15 protein-coding genes are annotated in these 15,196 nt (G+C 63.9%); 11 read left to right on the top strand and 4 right to left on the bottom strand.

Translation table 11 applies throughout. The features are described 5' to 3' along the window. Positions 1-27: 27 nt before the first annotated feature. The gene (locus AACH87_RS03520) at positions 28-510 is read right to left on the bottom strand and encodes an Lrp/AsnC family transcriptional regulator (RefSeq protein WP_338797347.1); all 483 of its coding nucleotides are present in this window, start codon (positions 508-510) and stop codon (positions 28-30) included. A 225-nt stretch (positions 511-735) separates the two neighbouring features. Here AACH87_RS03520 and hppD point away from each other — a divergent pair, with 225 nt between their 5' ends. The 3 genes from hppD (at position 736) to phhA (ending at position 3,815) form a co-directional block, all read left to right on the top strand. After that, positions 736-1,869: a 4-hydroxyphenylpyruvate dioxygenase gene (gene hppD, locus AACH87_RS03515; RefSeq protein ID WP_338797346.1), complete on the top strand. Its 1,134-nt coding sequence runs from the start codon at positions 736-738 to the stop codon at positions 1,867-1,869. Positions 1,870-1,929: 60 nt separating this feature from the next. Further along, positions 1,930-2,898, top strand: a complete 969-nt coding sequence (locus AACH87_RS03510; RefSeq protein ID WP_338797344.1) for a tripartite tricarboxylate transporter substrate binding protein — start codon at positions 1,930-1,932, stop codon at positions 2,896-2,898. Between the two features lie 74 nt (positions 2,899-2,972). Then, on the top strand, positions 2,973-3,815 hold the full coding sequence (gene phhA / locus AACH87_RS03505) for a phenylalanine 4-monooxygenase (protein WP_338797342.1): 843 nt from the start codon (positions 2,973-2,975) through the stop codon (positions 3,813-3,815). 66 nt (positions 3,816-3,881) lie between these two features. Here phhA and AACH87_RS03500 read toward each other — a convergent pair whose 3' ends face one another. Both AACH87_RS03500 and AACH87_RS03495 read right to left on the bottom strand, forming a co-directional pair. Continuing rightward, positions 3,882-4,796 carry an alpha/beta fold hydrolase gene (locus AACH87_RS03500; protein ID WP_338797341.1) on the bottom strand — a complete coding sequence of 305 codons (915 nt, stop codon included), beginning with the start codon at positions 4,794-4,796 and terminating at the stop codon, positions 3,882-3,884. Between the two features lie 158 nt (positions 4,797-4,954). After that, complete coding sequence (locus tag AACH87_RS03495) at positions 4,955-5,080, bottom strand: hypothetical protein (protein ID WP_338797340.1); 126 nt, start codon at positions 5,078-5,080, stop codon at positions 4,955-4,957. Between AACH87_RS03495 and AACH87_RS03490 the strand changes: the two genes are divergently transcribed. From AACH87_RS03490 to AACH87_RS03455, 8 genes are all read left to right on the top strand, one after another. Next, positions 5,079-6,767, top strand: a complete 1,689-nt coding sequence (locus AACH87_RS03490; RefSeq protein ID WP_338797339.1) for an AMP-binding protein — start codon at positions 5,079-5,081, stop codon at positions 6,765-6,767. The genes AACH87_RS03495 and AACH87_RS03490 overlap by 2 nt on opposite strands. Before the next feature lie 388 nt (positions 6,768-7,155). Next, positions 7,156-8,109: a sugar ABC transporter substrate-binding protein gene (locus AACH87_RS03485; RefSeq protein WP_338797338.1), complete on the top strand. Its 954-nt coding sequence runs from the start codon at positions 7,156-7,158 to the stop codon at positions 8,107-8,109. 70 nt (positions 8,110-8,179) lie between these two features. Next, positions 8,180-9,871, top strand: a complete 1,692-nt coding sequence (locus AACH87_RS03480; RefSeq protein WP_338797337.1) for a sugar ABC transporter ATP-binding protein — start codon at positions 8,180-8,182, stop codon at positions 9,869-9,871. Positions 9,872-9,931: 60 nt separating this feature from the next. Further along, entirely contained in the window at positions 9,932-10,930 is a 999-nt protein-coding gene (locus AACH87_RS03475; RefSeq protein ID WP_338797336.1) for an ABC transporter permease, read from the top strand. 47 nt (positions 10,931-10,977) lie between these two features. Further along, positions 10,978-11,988: a LacI family DNA-binding transcriptional regulator gene (locus AACH87_RS03470; RefSeq protein WP_338797335.1), complete on the top strand. Its 1,011-nt coding sequence runs from the start codon at positions 10,978-10,980 to the stop codon at positions 11,986-11,988. Positions 11,989-12,069: 81 nt separating this feature from the next. After that, positions 12,070-13,023: a ribokinase gene (gene rbsK / locus AACH87_RS03465; RefSeq protein WP_338797334.1), complete on the top strand. Its 954-nt coding sequence runs from the start codon at positions 12,070-12,072 to the stop codon at positions 13,021-13,023. Beyond that, complete coding sequence (gene rbsD, locus AACH87_RS03460) at positions 13,020-13,409, top strand: D-ribose pyranase (RefSeq protein ID WP_338797333.1); 390 nt, start codon at positions 13,020-13,022, stop codon at positions 13,407-13,409. Before rbsK ends, rbsD begins: the two co-directional genes overlap by 4 nt. Before the next feature lie 82 nt (positions 13,410-13,491). Next, positions 13,492-14,433 (top strand): MBL fold metallo-hydrolase, encoded by a 942-nt coding sequence (locus AACH87_RS03455; protein ID WP_338797332.1) that lies wholly within the window; start codon positions 13,492-13,494, stop codon positions 14,431-14,433. Positions 14,434-14,471: 38 nt separating this feature from the next. Here the strand turns inward: AACH87_RS03455 and AACH87_RS03450 are convergent, their stop codons facing one another. After that, positions 14,472-15,194, bottom strand: coding sequence for a DUF4198 domain-containing protein (locus AACH87_RS03450; protein WP_338797331.1), 723 nt, complete (start codon positions 15,192-15,194; stop codon positions 14,472-14,474). Positions 15,195-15,196 lie beyond the last annotated feature (2 nt).

The following is a 15,196-nucleotide window of genomic DNA, read 5'->3' as shown; positions in this document are numbered from 1 at the left end:
GTACGGCAAAAAGCTGCTCTCATGCAGCTACACAGGCAACGCGGTGGTGGCCTTCACGCTGTCGAGCACAAAGCTGGTTTTGCAGTCCTGCACGCTGGGGTGCTTGAGCAGGGTATCCATGATGAAGCGGCTGTAATGGGCCATGTCCTGCACCACCACACGCAGCAGGTAGTCCATCTCCCCCGTCAGGGAAGAACACTCCACCACCTCCGGCCACGTCTGCACACTGGCCCGGAACAGGTCCATGGGGTTGCGCTTGTGGCTTTCGGTGTGCTTTTCCAGGCGCACATTCAGGTAGGCAATCAGCCCCAGCCCCACCGCCTCCGGCTTGACCAGCGCCACATAGCGGTCGATCACCGCAGCTTCTTCCAGGCGCTTGACGCGGCGCAGCACTGCGCTGGGGGAGAGTCCGATCTGCGCACCGATATCGTCATACGTGGCGCGTCCATTGACCTGAAGAATGCGGAGGATGGCGGCGTCAAGGCGGTCCAGGGTTTGGGGTGCAGTCATGCGGGAATTATGGGATTCCTCTTATCCGCCCTCTCGCCCTTTGCAGCACGCAAGCATCATGGTTAACCCCTAAAGCGCAACAAAAATGCGTACGAAGTGAATTTGCGATTTTTTCCTGCGTTGAGAATTCTGCATCGGCGCCAAAAGCCGTTTTGTTGATCTGGGTCACTTCTAAAGTGAACACACCGTGGCGACAGCCACCCATTTCACAACGGAGCCCCATCCATGAACGCAGCATTGCCCCAACAAGCCGCCCAGGCCACCACCGCCTGGGAGAACCCCATGGGTACGGACGGATTCGAATTCATCGAGTTTGCAGCCCCTGACCCGCAAGCCATGGGCAAGGTGTTTGAAAGCATGGGCTTCCGGCCTGTGGCCCGCCATCGCCACAAGGCGGTGACCTTGTACCGCCAGGGCGAGATCAACTTCATCATCAACGCCGAACCTGACAGCTTTGCCCAGCGCTTCGCCCGCCTGCATGGCCCCAGCGTGTGCGCCATTGCATTCCGCGTGCACGATGCCAAAGCGGCCTACGAACGCGCACTGGGTCTGGGTGCCTGGGGTTATGCCGGTACGGCCGGGCCTGGGGAGTTGAATATCCCCGCCATCAAGGGCGTGGGCGACAGCCTGATCTATCTGGTGGACCGCTGGCGCGGCAAGAACGGTGCCCAACCCGGCGACATTGGCAACATCGGCTTCTTTGACGTGGACTTCGAGCCCCTGCCCGGCGTGTCCGCCGACGAGGCATTGAACCCCAAGGGCCATGGCCTGACCTACATCGACCACCTCACACACAACGTGCACCGGGGTCGCATGACCGAGTGGGCAGACTTTTACGAGCGCATCTTCAACTTCCGCGAGATCAAGTACTTCGACATTGAAGGCCAGGTCACAGGCGTCAAGAGCAAGGCCATGACCAGCCCCTGCGGCAAGATCCGCATCCCCATCAATGAAGAAGGCAAGGAAAAAGCCGGCCAGATCCAGGAATACCTGGACATGTACAAGGGCGAGGGTATCCAGCACATCGCCATGGGCTCGGACGACCTGTACAGCACCGTGGATGCCCTTCGCAGCAGTGGCGTGCGCTTGCTCGACACCATCGACACCTACTACGAACTGGTGGACAAGCGCATTCCCGGCCACGGGGAGCCCCTGCAGGCGCTTCAGGAGCGCAAGATCCTGATCGACGGCGTGGCGGGCAAGCTGCTGTTGCAGATCTTCAGCGAAAACCAGCTCGGCCCCATCTTCTTTGAATTCATTCAGCGCAAGGGAGATGACGGCTTTGGCAACGGTAACTTCAAGGCGCTGTTCGAGTCCATCGAACTCGACCAGATGCGCCGCGGTGTGTTGAGCAAATAAACACAACGTCAACGGACGGTTACCTATACTGGGCAGCATTCGAATCCGGAGGAAACATCAATGCTGCTTCGTAACTACCTGATCGGTGCTCTGCTATGCGGTGTCACCGCCCTGGCTTTGGCGCAAAACCCTTCTGCGCCGCTGACCATCGTGGTGCCCTATCCCGCAGGGGGGCCACTGGATACCTCCGCCCGTCTGCTGGCAGACGGAGCCAAGGCCCAGCTGGGCGCCATCACGGTAGACAACAAGCCGGGGGCTGGGGGCAACACCGGCGCCGATCTGGTCGCCAAGTCGCCCAAAACCAGCAACCAGCTGTTGATGGGGGCCGTCGCAACGCATGCAGTCAACCCCTGGCTGTACAAGAACTTCCCGTACAACCCGATCAAGGACTTCAAGCCGCTGGTACTGGTGGCCCGCACACCCAATGTGCTGGTCATGAACGCAGAGCAGGCCAACAAGCTCAACATCAAGACCACCACAGACCTCGTTCAGTACCTCAAAAAGAACCCCGACCAGCTCAAGTACGGCTCGGGGGGCAACGGCAGCATTGGCCATATTGCGGCAGAGATGTTCAAGTCGCTGACCAACACCAAGATCGGGCATACGCCCTTTCAAGGCTCGGCCCCCGCACTGGCAGCCCTGACCTCCGGGGAAGTGGCGCTGGTGTTTGACAACCTGGCTTCTGCGCTGCCTCACATCAAGTCAGGCAAGTTCAAGGCCCTGGGTGTGACCACCCTCAGCCGCAACGATGCGTTGCCCGATGTGCCCAGCATCAACGACTCGGTGCAAGGCTTCAACGTGTCCACCTGGTTCGGCCTGTTTGCCCCCGCTTCGCTGCCCGATGCGGACGCCCGCCGCTACGCCAATGCGTTCTCGGCGGTGATGCGCTCGCCAGAGGGCAAAGCAGGGCTGCAAAAGATGGGTATTGGCCCCGAGGAGCTGAGCCTGGAAGGCTTCGGCCAGTTTGTGCGTTCTGAGTACAGCAAGTACGAGTTCCTGATCAAGGCCGCAAAAATCAAAATCAATTAGCCGCCAAGGGCTGGCACGGGGGGCGCACTCTTGCGCACCCGGTTGGGCAGGCTGAGGCGGCAAAGGAGCACACAATGGGACAAGCCCCTGTCGTCTATGGCCAATCCACCCGCCCTCCTCGTGGCGATTACTCCCGCGCAGACGAGAGCTACACCTGCGCCCAGGACTTCGCAAGCTACACCGAGGCAGACCACGACACCTACCGGCGGCTCTACGAACGCCAGTCGGCCCTGTTGCCGGGCCTGGCCAGCGAGGCGTTCATCCGCGCCCTGCCCTCGCTGGGCGCGAAGGACCGCATCCCCCGGTTTGAGGAAATCAACGAGCGACTGCACCGCGCCACCGGCTGGGAAATCGTGGCGGTACCGGGCCTGATCCCGGAAGTGCCCTTTTTCAGCTTGCTGGCCAACCGCAAGTTCCCGGTCACCGACTGGATCCGCAAGCCGCAAGAGTTTGACTACATCGTCGAGCCCGACATCTTTCACGACCTGTTTGGGCATGTGCCGCTGCTGTTCAACCCCGTCTTCGCGGACTACGTTCAGCGCTACGGGCAAGGTGGCCTCAAGGCGCACAGCCTGGGCGCATGCGAGATGCTCAGCCGCCTGTACTGGTACACCATCGAGTTCGGCCTGATCCGCGAAGCGGGTGGTCTGCGTGCCTACGGCGCGGGCATCCTCAGCTCGTCCGGTGAACTGGCCTACTCGGTGCAAAGCCCCGAACCCCAGCGCATTCCGCTGCAGCTGGAGCGCACCATGCGCACACGCTACAAGATTGACACCTACCAGCAGACCTACTTCGTGATCGACAGCTTCGAGCAGCTGTTTGACATGACTGCGGCAGACTTTGCCCCGATCTACGAGCGCCTGCGCGGAATGCCCGAGTTCGCAGCCAACGAACGTGAGGAAGCGGTCACAGCTTGAGGAGGTCCACGCATCACTCCCTGCGGACGGGGATAGCAGGCCTCGCAAGGGTTATGCGGGACATCCTTAACGGGTAGACGCAGCCAGCTCCTCCAGACAGCTTTGCACCACCTGCTCGTTCAACACCATGTGCAGGTGGGGCACTCCAGACAAGAACCGGTGCCGCGCTCCCGGTAGCGCGGCCACCGTCGCAGGGAACACGATGTTGTCGCAGTTGGAATACCAGCATGTGAACAAGCCTGCGCGCTCTGCAGGTTCATCCGCACGCAGCCTCTGCAGCCAGGGGCTTTCCAGCCGCATCTGCTGACCATTTTCTGCATGGCTGAACTGGCCCAGCCAGGTTCCGGCATGGGGTGTCCCCAAGGTCATCACATGGTGCACGCGCTGATCTACGCCGGTGCCTGCATAGGCCCGCAGCCAGGCGCGGGCCACTAGGCCACCCATGCTGTGGCATACCAACACCGGCGGCATTCCGGTGACAGCGGTGACGCGCTGCACAGCAGCCTCCACCGCTGCCGCGTAAGCATCTATGGAGCCAATGACAGGCTCGAGACTCACGGCCACACAGGCATGGCCTGCGGCCTTGAGGCGCGGTATCCAGGGCAGCCACACGCCCCGGTTGCACACAAAACCATGCACCAGCACCACGCCGCGTTTCCCGGTCGGTTGTGCGGGCAACCAGTCCGGCTCCGCATGCGCACGAAAAGGCTGACGCCAGCAAAAAATCAGCAGCGCGGTACGCATCTCGGTGCACCAGGCCCACAGCACTTGCAGGGGGCTCGCCACCGGCGCATCTGCCCGCCGTCGGTTCAGCCTTTGCATCAGCGCAAATTCCAGCCCCAGCACTGCCGCAAACAGGAGCCATGGCACCAGAGCGCACAACAGAGCCACCCCAGGGGAATAGGACCACAGCCAGACCAGACAGATGAGGGCATACAGCAGCTGCGATGCTAGAAACGCTTTCTGGTAACGGGCAAGCATGGGCTCAGAGAATGGGTGATGACACCAGCAAGATGGCTGGCGGCAACCAGTTTGCCTGATCACGCCCCCGCATTCGATCAATGCGATCAATGCGGTCAACGTGCGCCTCGTGCTTTTGATCGCGCTCTGTCGCCTTTGAGACGGAATACCCCTTCACCCTAGGACAAGCCCGATACCCCCACGCGGCCACCTGCTCCCAGAATGCCCGGCGACACCGTTGTACGGCTTTCATCATTGGTCATCTCTCTCCCCGCCTCCATGGCGGGTACAAGGAACAAGCGCATGGAAAAAATCTGGCTCAAGAGCTACCCCCCGGGCGTACCGCATGACGTCAACCCCGAGCAATACCGCTCCGTGGCCCACTTGCTGGAAGAGTCGTTCCGCAAGCATGCAAGAAGCCCCTTCTCGGTGTGCATGGACCGCTGGATGACCTACGGTGATCTGGACAAGCTCTCTGCAGCGCTGGGAGCCTACCTGCAAGGCCTGGGGCTGCCGCCAGGCTCGCGCGTGGCCATCATGCTGCCCAACATTCCGCAGTTCGGCGTGACCATGGCGGCCGTGCTGCGTGCAGGCTATACCTGCGTCAACGTCAACCCGCTCTACACGGCGCGCGAGCTGGAGCACCAGCTCAAGGACTCGGGTGCCACCACCATCGTCATCCTGGAAAACTTTGCCCACACCCTGGCCGAAGTGGTGGACCACACCGGCATCCAGCATGTGGTGATGGCATCCATGGGCGACCTGCTCGGCTTCTGGTTTGGCAAGTGGATCACCTTTGCCGTGCGCCACCTGGCCAAGATGGTGCCTGCGTACGACCTGCCCCTGACCAACGGGCGCAAGGTGGTTCCCTTCAAAAAGGCCTTGGCTCTGGGCGAACAACGCAGCTTGAGCCCCAGCCCCGCCACACTCGATTCCATCGCCTTTCTGCAATACACCGGGGGCACCACAGGTCTGTCCAAAGGTGCGGTGCTCACCCACCGCAACATCGTGGCGGCCACCCTGCAGGCCGAAGCATGGTTCACCCCTGCGCTGGCCAAGATTGGCGATGTGACCAAGGCCAACAGCATTGCGGCGCTGCCGCTGTACCACATCTTCGCGCTCACGCTGTGCCTACTGGCCATCCGCCAGGGCTCCAGCCTCACGCTGATTCCCAACCCGCGCGACATCCCCAAATTTGTAGCCGAGCTGAAAAAGCGTCCTTTCCACATGCTGCCCGCCGTGAACACGTTGTTCAACGCACTGCTGCAGAACCCGCAATTCCGCGCGCTCGATTTCTCGCACCTGTGCGTGTCGCAGGCCGGGGGCATGGCGGCATCAGAGGGTACGGCCAAACAGTGGCAGAAGGTGACGGGCAGCACCATGATCGAAGGCTGGGGCATGAGCGAGACCTGCGCCATCGGCACCAACAACCCGGTCACCAATACCGAGTTCACCGGCTCCATCGGCCTGCCTCTGCCGGGCATTGACATCGCCATCAAGGACGATGCGGGCAACAGCCTGCCCCAGGGCGCTTCGGGCGAAATCTGCATTCGCGGCCCCAACGTGATGACAGGCTACTACAACCAGCCCGAAGAAAACGCCAAAGCTTTCACGGCCGACGGGTTCATGCGCACGGGCGACATCGGCATCATGGACGAGCACGGTTACACCCGCATCATCGACCGCAAGAAGGACATGATTCTGGTGAGTGGCTTCAACGTGTTCCCCAACGAGCTGGAGCAGGTCATCAGCCTGTGCCCCGGCGTGGTGGAGTGCGCAGCCATCGGTGTGCCCGACGAAAAGCAGGGCGAAGCCATCAAGGTGTTCATCATCAAGAACGACCCCGCCCTGACCGAGGACGACGTGGCCGCCTACTGCCACGAGAACCTGACCGGCTACAAGCGCCCCAAGTACATCGAGTTCCGCGACGATCTGCCCAAGACCAACGTGGGCAAGATCCTGCGTCGCGAATTGCGCAAGCCCTCGGCATAAGAGCTGCCAACACCCCCTTGGCGTTGTTGTTCCGTCTTGTCGTACCACCTCTGTACTGCCTGCGACGGAACGCCTAGCCAGGGCCGCTTCGCTGGGTCGTGTTGGCAACACTAACCCTAGTCACGCCTGCACTGCGCAGGACCACAACGGCAGCGGTTCACCCAACCGCTGCCGTTATTTTTTTGCGCATTACACCCAGCCAATCACCTTGGATGGCTGTCGCTAATCCGACTGGAACATAGGGAAATCCCGCAATAGCAAACGTTTGCGCAAACGTTTGCTTTCGCTATGATCCTGCCCGCGGCATCGCTTTGGCGGGTCGCCCAAAGCGTTTTGTGGGCGCCTTGCGCGCCTGAATCCCATCCTTATCAGGACCACAGGAGACACCATGCAGTTCACCCGCCGTTCCATCCAGACCGCTGCCGCCATTGCCGTGCTGGGCGGCTTCCTGGCCAGCCCCGCCCTGGCGCAGGACAAGCCCAAGATCGCCCTGGTGATGAAGTCGCTGGCCAATGAGTTCTTCCGCACCATGGAAGACGGTGCCAAGGCCCACCAAAAAGCCCACGCCAGCGAATACACGCTGATCGCCAACGGCATCAAGAACGAAACCGACACCGCCGCCCAGATCAAGATGATCGAGCAAGCCGTGGCCCAGAAGGTCAGCGCCATCGTGCTGGCCCCCGCTGACTCCAAGGCGCTGGTGCCCGTGGTAAAGAACGCCATCGACAAGGGCATCATCGTGGTGAACATCGACAACCAGCTCGATGCCGACGCTCTGAAAGAAAAGAACATCACCGTGCCTTTCGTGGGCCCTGACAACCGCCTGGGCGCCAAGCTGGTAGGCGACCACCTGGCCAAGACACTGAAGGCGGGCGACAAGGTCGGCATCATCGAAGGCGTGTCCACCACCTTCAATGCGCAGCAGCGCACCCTGGGCTACCAGGACGCCATGAAGGCCGCCAACATCACCGTGGTGGGCGTTCAATCGGGCAACTGGGAAATTGAAAAGGGCAACACCGTGGCCGCAGGCATGATGCGCGAGCACCCCGACCTGGTGGCCCTGCTGGCCGGCAATGACAGCATGGCCCTGGGTGCCGTGGCCGCCGTGAAGGCTGCAGGCAAGACCGGCAAGGTGCAGGTGGTGGGCTACGACAACATCGCCGCCATCAAGCCCATGCTGGCCGATGGCCGCGTGCTGGCCACCGCTGACCAGTTCGCCGCCAAGCAGGCTGTGTTCGGCATTGAGCTGGCCCAGAAGGCCCTGGCAGCCAAGACGCCCCAGGCCCAACTGCCTGCCACAGTGAAGACCGACGTGGTGCTGGTGACCAAAGACAGCAAGTAAGCCATGCGACCCCAGGCGCGTGGCGTAACAGCTGCGCGCCTTTTTTGTTTTTGAAGGCATTGCCTCTGCCATGACGCCTCCCACCCCTGCCACACCCCCTTCGCCGCTGCTGTCCATCGACGCGGTGGGCAAGGACTACACCGCCACAGTGCTCGACAACGTCACGCTGGCCCTGAACGCGGGCGAGGTGCTGGCCCTCACGGGCGAAAACGGTGCGGGCAAGAGCACGCTGTCCAAAATCATCTGCGGGCTGGAATCTGCCACCCGGGGCGGTATGCGCCTGGGCGGGCAGACCTATGCCCCCAGCTCGCGGCGCGATGCCGAGCAGCACGGCGTGCGCATGGTGATGCAAGAGCTGGGGCTGATTCCTACCCTGACGGTGGCAGAGAACCTGCTGATGGGCCGCCTGCCCCACCGCGCCGGCTGGCTGCGCCGCGACGCGCTGCACGCCGCTGCCAGCCAGCAGCTGGCCAAGATTGGCCTGACCCACATCGACCCGGCCACGCCGGTTTCTGCCCTGGGCATTGGCCAGCAGCAGATGGTGGAGATTGCCCGCAACCTGCACGACGACACGCGCATCCTGGTGCTGGACGAGCCCACCGCGATGCTCACGCCGCGCGAGACGAATTACCTGTTTGACCAGATCGCCCACCTCACCGCGCGCGGCGTGGCCATCATCTATGTGTCGCACCGCCTCGAAGAGCTGCGCCGCATTGCCGACCGCGCCGCCGTGCTGCGCGATGGCCGCCTGGTAGATGTGCTGCCCATGGCGGGCCTGAGCGAAGACGCGCTGGTGCAGCGCATGGTGGGCCGCTCGGTCAACGACCTGGAGCACCGCCCCCGCCGCACTGCCGGGCCGGTGGTGATGAGCGTACAAGGCATAGGCCGCAGCACCGTGGTGCAGGACGTGAGCCTGGAGCTGCGCGCAGGCGAAGTGTTCGGCATTGCCGGGCTGGTGGGCTCAGGCCGCACCGAGCTGCTGCGCCTGCTGTTTGGTGCTGACCGGGCAGACCGGGGCAGCATCACACTGCATACAGGCTCTGAGCAAAATATGCCTGCAGCGCTTACGAAACAAGCGCAGGCAGCTACCAATTCAGTAGCAAATTCTTCTACAACTCCGTCCCGCGCAAACTCCCTGGTGCGCACGCTGGCGCGTGGCTTTGCGAATCCTCTGCAGGCCATTGCTGCGGGCATCGGCCTGGTGACGGAAGACCGTAAATCGCAAGGCCTGCTGCTGGCCCAGCCCATCCGCATCAACGCCACGCTGTCGGACCTGGGTGCCATCTCGCGCGGCGGTTGGCTGCAGCGCGGGCTGGAAAACGAAAAAGTGCAGGGTTTCATCCAGACCCTGCGCATCCGCTGCCGTGGCGGCGAGCAGCCCGTGGGCCAGCTCTCGGGCGGCAACCAGCAAAAGGTGGTGTTCGCCCGCTGGCTGCACCGCCCCTGCAAGGTGCTGCTGCTGGACGAGCCCACCCGTGGCGTGGACGTGGGCGCACGCGCCGAAATCTATGGCGAACTGGATCGCATGGCCGAGCAAGGCCGGGCGCTGCTGATGGTGTCGTCCGACCTGCGCGAGCTGATGGCCATGGCCGACCGCATTGGCGTGATGAGCGGCGGGCGCATGGTGGCGGTGTTTGAACGCGGCGAGTGGAGCGAGCAATCGCTGCTGGCAGCGGCCTTCTCCGAAGCCAGCGGCGCGGCCAGCCACGCATCCACTACGCCGAACACGCCCGCGGCCACCTCAGCTCAGGCTGCGGCCTGATCGCTGCCTGCGGCGCGCATCTTTTTCCAAAAACACAGACATCGAAACCAAGAGCCTCCCATGAACGCTCCTGCACAGCACAACTCTCCCGCCACATCCGTGGCCAGCACTTCGTCCGTCTGGCGTGGCCAAATCGGCACCTACCTGGGCCTCATCGGGGTTCTGGTGGGCATGGTGGTGCTTTTTTCCTCGCTGTCGGATTACTTCTGGAGCAAGGAAACCTTCATCACCATTGCCAACGAAATCCCGGCCCTGGCCGTGATGGCCGTGGGCATGACTTTTGTGCTCATCATTGCGGGCATTGACCTGTCGGTGGGCTCGGTGATGGCGCTGGCCGCCGCCACCTCGGCCGCCGCCATCCTGCAGTGGGGCTGGACGGTGCCCGCCGCCGCCGCGCTGGCACTGGCCACGGGCCTGGTATGCGGCACCATCACCGGCACCATCTCGGTGGCGTGGCGGCTGCCCTCGTTCATTGTGTCGCTGGGCATGCTCGAAGCCGTGCGTGGCAGCGCCTATGTGGTGACGGATTCCCGCACGCAGTATGTAGGCGACGCGATCTCCTGGCTGTCGGCCCCGCTGGTGGGCGGTGTATCGATGGCCTTCATGCTGGCGCTGCTGCTGGTGGTGGTGGCGCAACTGGTGCTGTCGCGCACCGTGTTTGGCCGCTGCGTGGTGGGCATTGGCACCAATGAAGAAGCCATGCGCCTGGCGGGCGTGGACCCCCGCCCCATCCGCATCATCGTGTTCGCAGTCACCGGTCTGCTGGCAGGGCTTGCAGGGCTGATGCAGTCGGCCCGACTCGAAGCCGCCGACCCCAACGCAGGCACTGGCATGGAACTGCAAGTAATTGCTGCCGTGGTGATTGGCGGCACCAGCCTGATGGGCGGGCGCGGTTCGGTGGTGAACACTGCGTTTGGCGTGCTCATCATCGCCGTGCTGGAGGCGGGCCTCGCCCAGGTCGGTGCCAGCGAGCCCAGCAAGCGCATCATCACCGGCTTTGTGATCGTGGCTGCCGTGATTGTGGACACCCTGCGCCAGCGCCGTGCCGCCAAGGTTTGACGCGCCTCACAAGCAAGCCATCCCCCCTATAGCCCTCAGATCACCCCATGCCCACCATCAAGGACGTTGCCCGCCACGCTGACGTATCGGTGACCACGGTCTCGCACGTGGTCAACGGCACGCGCCACGTCAGCGCCGAGAGCCGCGAGCGTGTGGAGGCGGCCATCCGCGCCCTGGGCTACGTGCCCAGCGCCATTGCGCGCAGCCTCAAGAGCAACAACACGCGCACGCTGGGCATGTTGATCCCCAACAGCTCCAATCCGTACTTTGCCGAGATCGTGCATGCGGTGGAAGACCGCTGCTTTGGTGCGGGCTACAACCTCATCCTGTGCAACACCAACGACGAGGCCCACCGCCAGGGCACCTACCTGCAGGTGCTGGCAGAGCGGCGCATTGATGGACTGATCGTGGTATCGACTGGGCACGACGCCACCCTGCCCACGCAACTGGCTGGGCTGAGCGTGCCTACCGTGCTGGTGGACCGCGAAATTGAAATCGCCGAGCAGCCCTGCGACCTGGTGGAAACCGCGCACATGCAGGGGGGCCTGCTGGCCACGCAGCACCTGCTGCAACTGGGCCACCAGCGCATTGCGTGCATTGGCGGCCCCGCGGGCCTGGCACCGAGCGAGCAGCGCATTGCGGGCTGGCGCTGCGCGCTGGCGACTGCCGGGCTGGGGGAGGGAGAGGGCCTGCTATGGCACGGCAACTTCACCAGCCAGGGCGGGTACGAGGCCATGCAGAAGCTGCTGCGTGCGCAAGAGCCGCCCACTGCCGTTTTCGTCTGCAACGATCTGATGGCCATGGGTGCGCTGTGCGCTGCGCACGAACGCGGGCTGCGTCTGCCCGAATCGTTGTCGATGGTGGGCTTTGACGACATTGAACTCACCGCCTTTACCAGCCCGCCCCTTACCACCGTGGCCCAGCCCAAGCAGCGCATTGGCGCGCTGGCGGTGGACATGCTGCTCGAACGCATCGATGGCAGGCGGCAGGATGCCCGCAAGGTCATGCTGCAGCCGGAGTTGCGCGTGCGCGCCTCTACCGCACCGGCGCCGGTGTGACCCCACTGCAGCGCTGCTGACCGATGCACTGAACACACCACCGAAACCTGTACCCGTACCGACCTACGCCACAAGACCCGCATGACGACGCCTTCGCAACCCACTCGCCCCTGCATTGCCGTGCTGGGCAGCCTGAACATGGATCTGGTGCTGCAAGTGCAGCACGCCCCCGGCGCGGGCGAAACCGTACTGGCCCAGGGCCTGCACTACGTGCCCGGCGGCAAGGGCGGCAACCAGGCCGTGGCCTGCGCTCGCCAGGGTGCCGAAGTGCACCTGCTGGGCCGCGTGGGCAACGACGCCAACGGTGCCACCCTGCGTGCTGAACTGGAGCGGGATGGCATCGACCACAGCGGGGTACTCACCGACCCTGAAGCCCCCACCGGGCTGGCAGCCATCACCGTAGAGGCATCGGGCCAGAACCGCATCGTGGTGGTGGCTGGGGCCAACGCACGCTTCACGCTCGATACCCCCGCCCTGCAAACCCTGCTGACCCGCGCCAGCGCCCTGGTCATGCAGCTGGAAACCCCCATGCCCCAGGTGCTAGCAGCCGCCCAATGCGCCCACAGCGCCGGGCGGCGCGTGGTGTTCAACCCCTCCCCCATCCAGCCCCTGCCCGAGGCGCTGCTGCCGCTGGTCGATGTGCTGGTGGTCAACGAAGTGGAAGCCGCCGCGCTGGCAGGCACTGCGGTGGAAACGCCTGCCCAGGCAGCACAGGCTGCGCATGCCCTGCGGGCGCAAGGCCCGGCCCAGGTGGTGGTCACCCTGGGCGCTGCCGGTGCCGTGGCGGCCGACAGTGCGGGCAGCCGCTACCACCCCGGCCGCAAGGTGCAGGCGGTAGACACCACGGCGGCGGGCGACACCTTTCTGGGCGCTCTCACCGTGGCGCTGGCTGAGGGGCAGGCCCTCGACCTGGCCGTGCGCGAAGGCATCCGCGCCTCGGCCCTGTGCGTGATACAGGCGGGCGCCCAACCTTCCATCCCCACCCGCGCCGCCGTGGCGCAAAGCCCTCTGCCCCCCGACTGGAGTCACTTGTGAAACGCACCGCGCTGCTGAACGCCGAACTCTCCCACGCCATTGCCACCCTGGGCCATGGCGACATGCTGGTCATTGGCGATGTGGGCCTGCCCATTCCCACCGGCCCGCGCCGCATTGACCTGGCACTGACCCCTGGCATTCCCGCCGTGGCCGATGTGCTGCGCGTGGTGCTGACCGAGCTGCAGGTGGAAAAAGCCGTGATCGCCAGCGAAGCCGTAGAACGCGCCCAGGGCCGCCTGCCCGATTGGTGCCAGTTGCCCGTGGCGCCCCAGACCGTGAGCCATGAAGAGTTCAAACGCCTGACCGAGCGCGCACGCGTGGTTGTGCGCACAGGCGAGTGCACGCCCTATGCCAATGTGATCCTGGTGGCGGGCGTCACGTTCTGACAACGTCCCTGCGGGTTATGGAGAACCCGCCCACCCGCGTGGTGCGCTACGCTGCAGCGTCTGCAGCAGCCCCACGCCCTCCATGCCCGCACCATCGACCGCTTCACTGAGCGCACAGCTTCCACCCGGCATCAACGTGCTGGAGCGCGGATGGCTCTCGGCCAACAACGTGGTGTGCATCGGGCCCGAAGGTGCCGCTGTGGTGGACACCGGCTACTGCACCCACAGCGAGCAGACCGTGGCACTGCTGCAGGCCAGCCTGGGAGAGCAGCCGCTCCAGCGCATCCTCAACACCCATTTGCACAGCGACCATTGCGGGGGCAACGCCGCATTGCAGGCCCACTGGCCCGAGGCAGAGACACTCATCCCCCCCGGTCAGATGGATCTGGTCACGCAGTGGGACGCCTATGCCCTGAGCTACACCCCCACCGGGCAGGACTGCCCACGGTTCAAGGTAGATGCCGCATTGCAGCCCGGCACCACCGTGCGGCTGGCTGGGCGAGACTGGCAGGTGCACGCCGCACCGGGGCACGACCCGCACTCGGTCGTGCTGTTCGAGCCGCAAAGCGTCACGCTCATCTCGGCCGACGCGCTGTGGGAAAACGGTTTTGGTGTCGTCTTTCCGGAACTGGAAGGCACGGCTGCATTCGACGAAGTGGCCGCCACGCTCGACGTCATCGAGCGCTTGGCACCACGCACCGTCATCCCCGGCCACGGCCCCGTGTTCACGGATGCGCCTGCGGCCCTGGCAACAGCGCGCAAGCGGCTGGAAGGGTTTGTGCGCCAGCCCCGCAAACACGCCCTGTATGCAGGCAAGGTTTTGCTCAAGTACAAGCTGCTGGAACTGCAGCACACCACCGTGACAGCCCTGCAGCAGTGGGCTCTAGCCACACCGTACTTTGGCCTGCTGCACCAAGCGCACTTTGCAGAGCAGCCACAAGAAGCATGGCTGCACAGTCTGCTGGACGATCTGGTGCGATCTGGCGCCGTAATTCGGCAGGTGGACACGTTGCACAACGCGTAGTAGCGTACTACCGCCCCTTCACAAGGGCCAGTACGCCATCAATGCGCGGGGAAGGCCAGCAGATATTCCCAGCTCATGCTGGTGGTGCGCGGGTCGTTGGCCACAGGCATGCGGCGAATCGCCAATAGCTGGTTGATACCCGCCGCAGGCGTGATGGTGGCCGTTCCGTCAGCTGCCGTTGTCACCGCAGCGCCCTTCTCCCCCAGTGACAGCCGGATGCCCGCAATAGGCTTGCCATCAAACAGTACCCGCACCCGCATGGGCTGGCCTGCGTGCGGCGTTTCGGCCGAGAGTGCCACGATCTCGAACGCCTGTCCCAGCTCCTGCTTGGCGATGGCACCCCACTGGATGATGGTCTTGTGGTACTTGAGCGCATGGACACCGCTGGTGGCACCCGGGTTTTCGTTCATGGGTTTGTTGACCATCGGGCCGCCCTCGACTTTGCTGAAGAAGCCGTTATCGAAGTGGGCGGCCAGCAGCGCAGCCTGCCGCGCGGGCTTCGCACGCACACCGTCAGAAGTGGGCTCCAGGGCCACGTCGATCTTGCGGCCTCGGCGGTCAAAGGCCTGCACGCTCTTGAGCTTGTCTGCACCGTAGGCTTCCAGCTTGCCTTCGTGCCCGCCAAACTGGACCAGGTAGCCCCCCCTGGCGTCCGGCTCCAGCCAGACGTTATGGGCATGGGCCGTGCCCGCAGACAGGGTGAGTGCTGCCAGGGCCCACACGCACTGAAAGACAAAGACTCTGAAGGAAATGGTGGTCATGA

Origin of the sequence: Acidovorax sp. DW039, assembly GCF_037101375.1 — a bacterium.
In the GTDB taxonomy this organism is placed as follows: domain Bacteria; phylum Pseudomonadota; class Gammaproteobacteria; order Burkholderiales; family Burkholderiaceae_C; genus Acidovorax.
Note: the sequence above shows the minus strand (reverse complement) of the source record. Positions and strands in the feature narration are given on the sequence as shown.

Coding starts and splice junctions, on each gene's coding strand:
- AACH87_RS03480 (WP_338797337.1), top strand. CDS start 8,180: ATGACGCCTCCCACCCCTGCCACACCCCCTTCGCCGCTGCTGTCCATC.
- AACH87_RS03485 (WP_338797338.1), top strand. CDS start 7,156: ATGCAGTTCACCCGCCGTTCCATCCAGACCGCTGCCGCCATTGCCGTG.
- AACH87_RS03510 (WP_338797344.1), top strand. CDS start 1,930: ATGCTGCTTCGTAACTACCTGATCGGTGCTCTGCTATGCGGTGTCACC.
- AACH87_RS03475 (WP_338797336.1), top strand. CDS start 9,932: ATGAACGCTCCTGCACAGCACAACTCTCCCGCCACATCCGTGGCCAGC.
- AACH87_RS03450 (WP_338797331.1), bottom strand. CDS start 15,194: ATGACCACCATTTCCTTCAGAGTCTTTGTCTTTCAGTGCGTGTGGGCC.
- rbsK (WP_338797334.1), top strand. CDS start 12,070: ATGACGACGCCTTCGCAACCCACTCGCCCCTGCATTGCCGTGCTGGGC.
- hppD (WP_338797346.1), top strand. CDS start 736: ATGAACGCAGCATTGCCCCAACAAGCCGCCCAGGCCACCACCGCCTGG.
- AACH87_RS03470 (WP_338797335.1), top strand. CDS start 10,978: ATGCCCACCATCAAGGACGTTGCCCGCCACGCTGACGTATCGGTGACC.
- AACH87_RS03490 (WP_338797339.1), top strand. CDS start 5,079: ATGGAAAAAATCTGGCTCAAGAGCTACCCCCCGGGCGTACCGCATGAC.
- AACH87_RS03520 (WP_338797347.1), bottom strand. CDS start 510: ATGACTGCACCCCAAACCCTGGACCGCCTTGACGCCGCCATCCTCCGC.
- AACH87_RS03495 (WP_338797340.1), bottom strand. CDS start 5,080: ATGCGCTTGTTCCTTGTACCCGCCATGGAGGCGGGGAGAGAGATGACC.
- phhA (WP_338797342.1), top strand. CDS start 2,973: ATGGGACAAGCCCCTGTCGTCTATGGCCAATCCACCCGCCCTCCTCGT.
- AACH87_RS03455 (WP_338797332.1), top strand. CDS start 13,492: ATGCCCGCACCATCGACCGCTTCACTGAGCGCACAGCTTCCACCCGGC.
- AACH87_RS03500 (WP_338797341.1), bottom strand. CDS start 4,796: ATGCTTGCCCGTTACCAGAAAGCGTTTCTAGCATCGCAGCTGCTGTAT.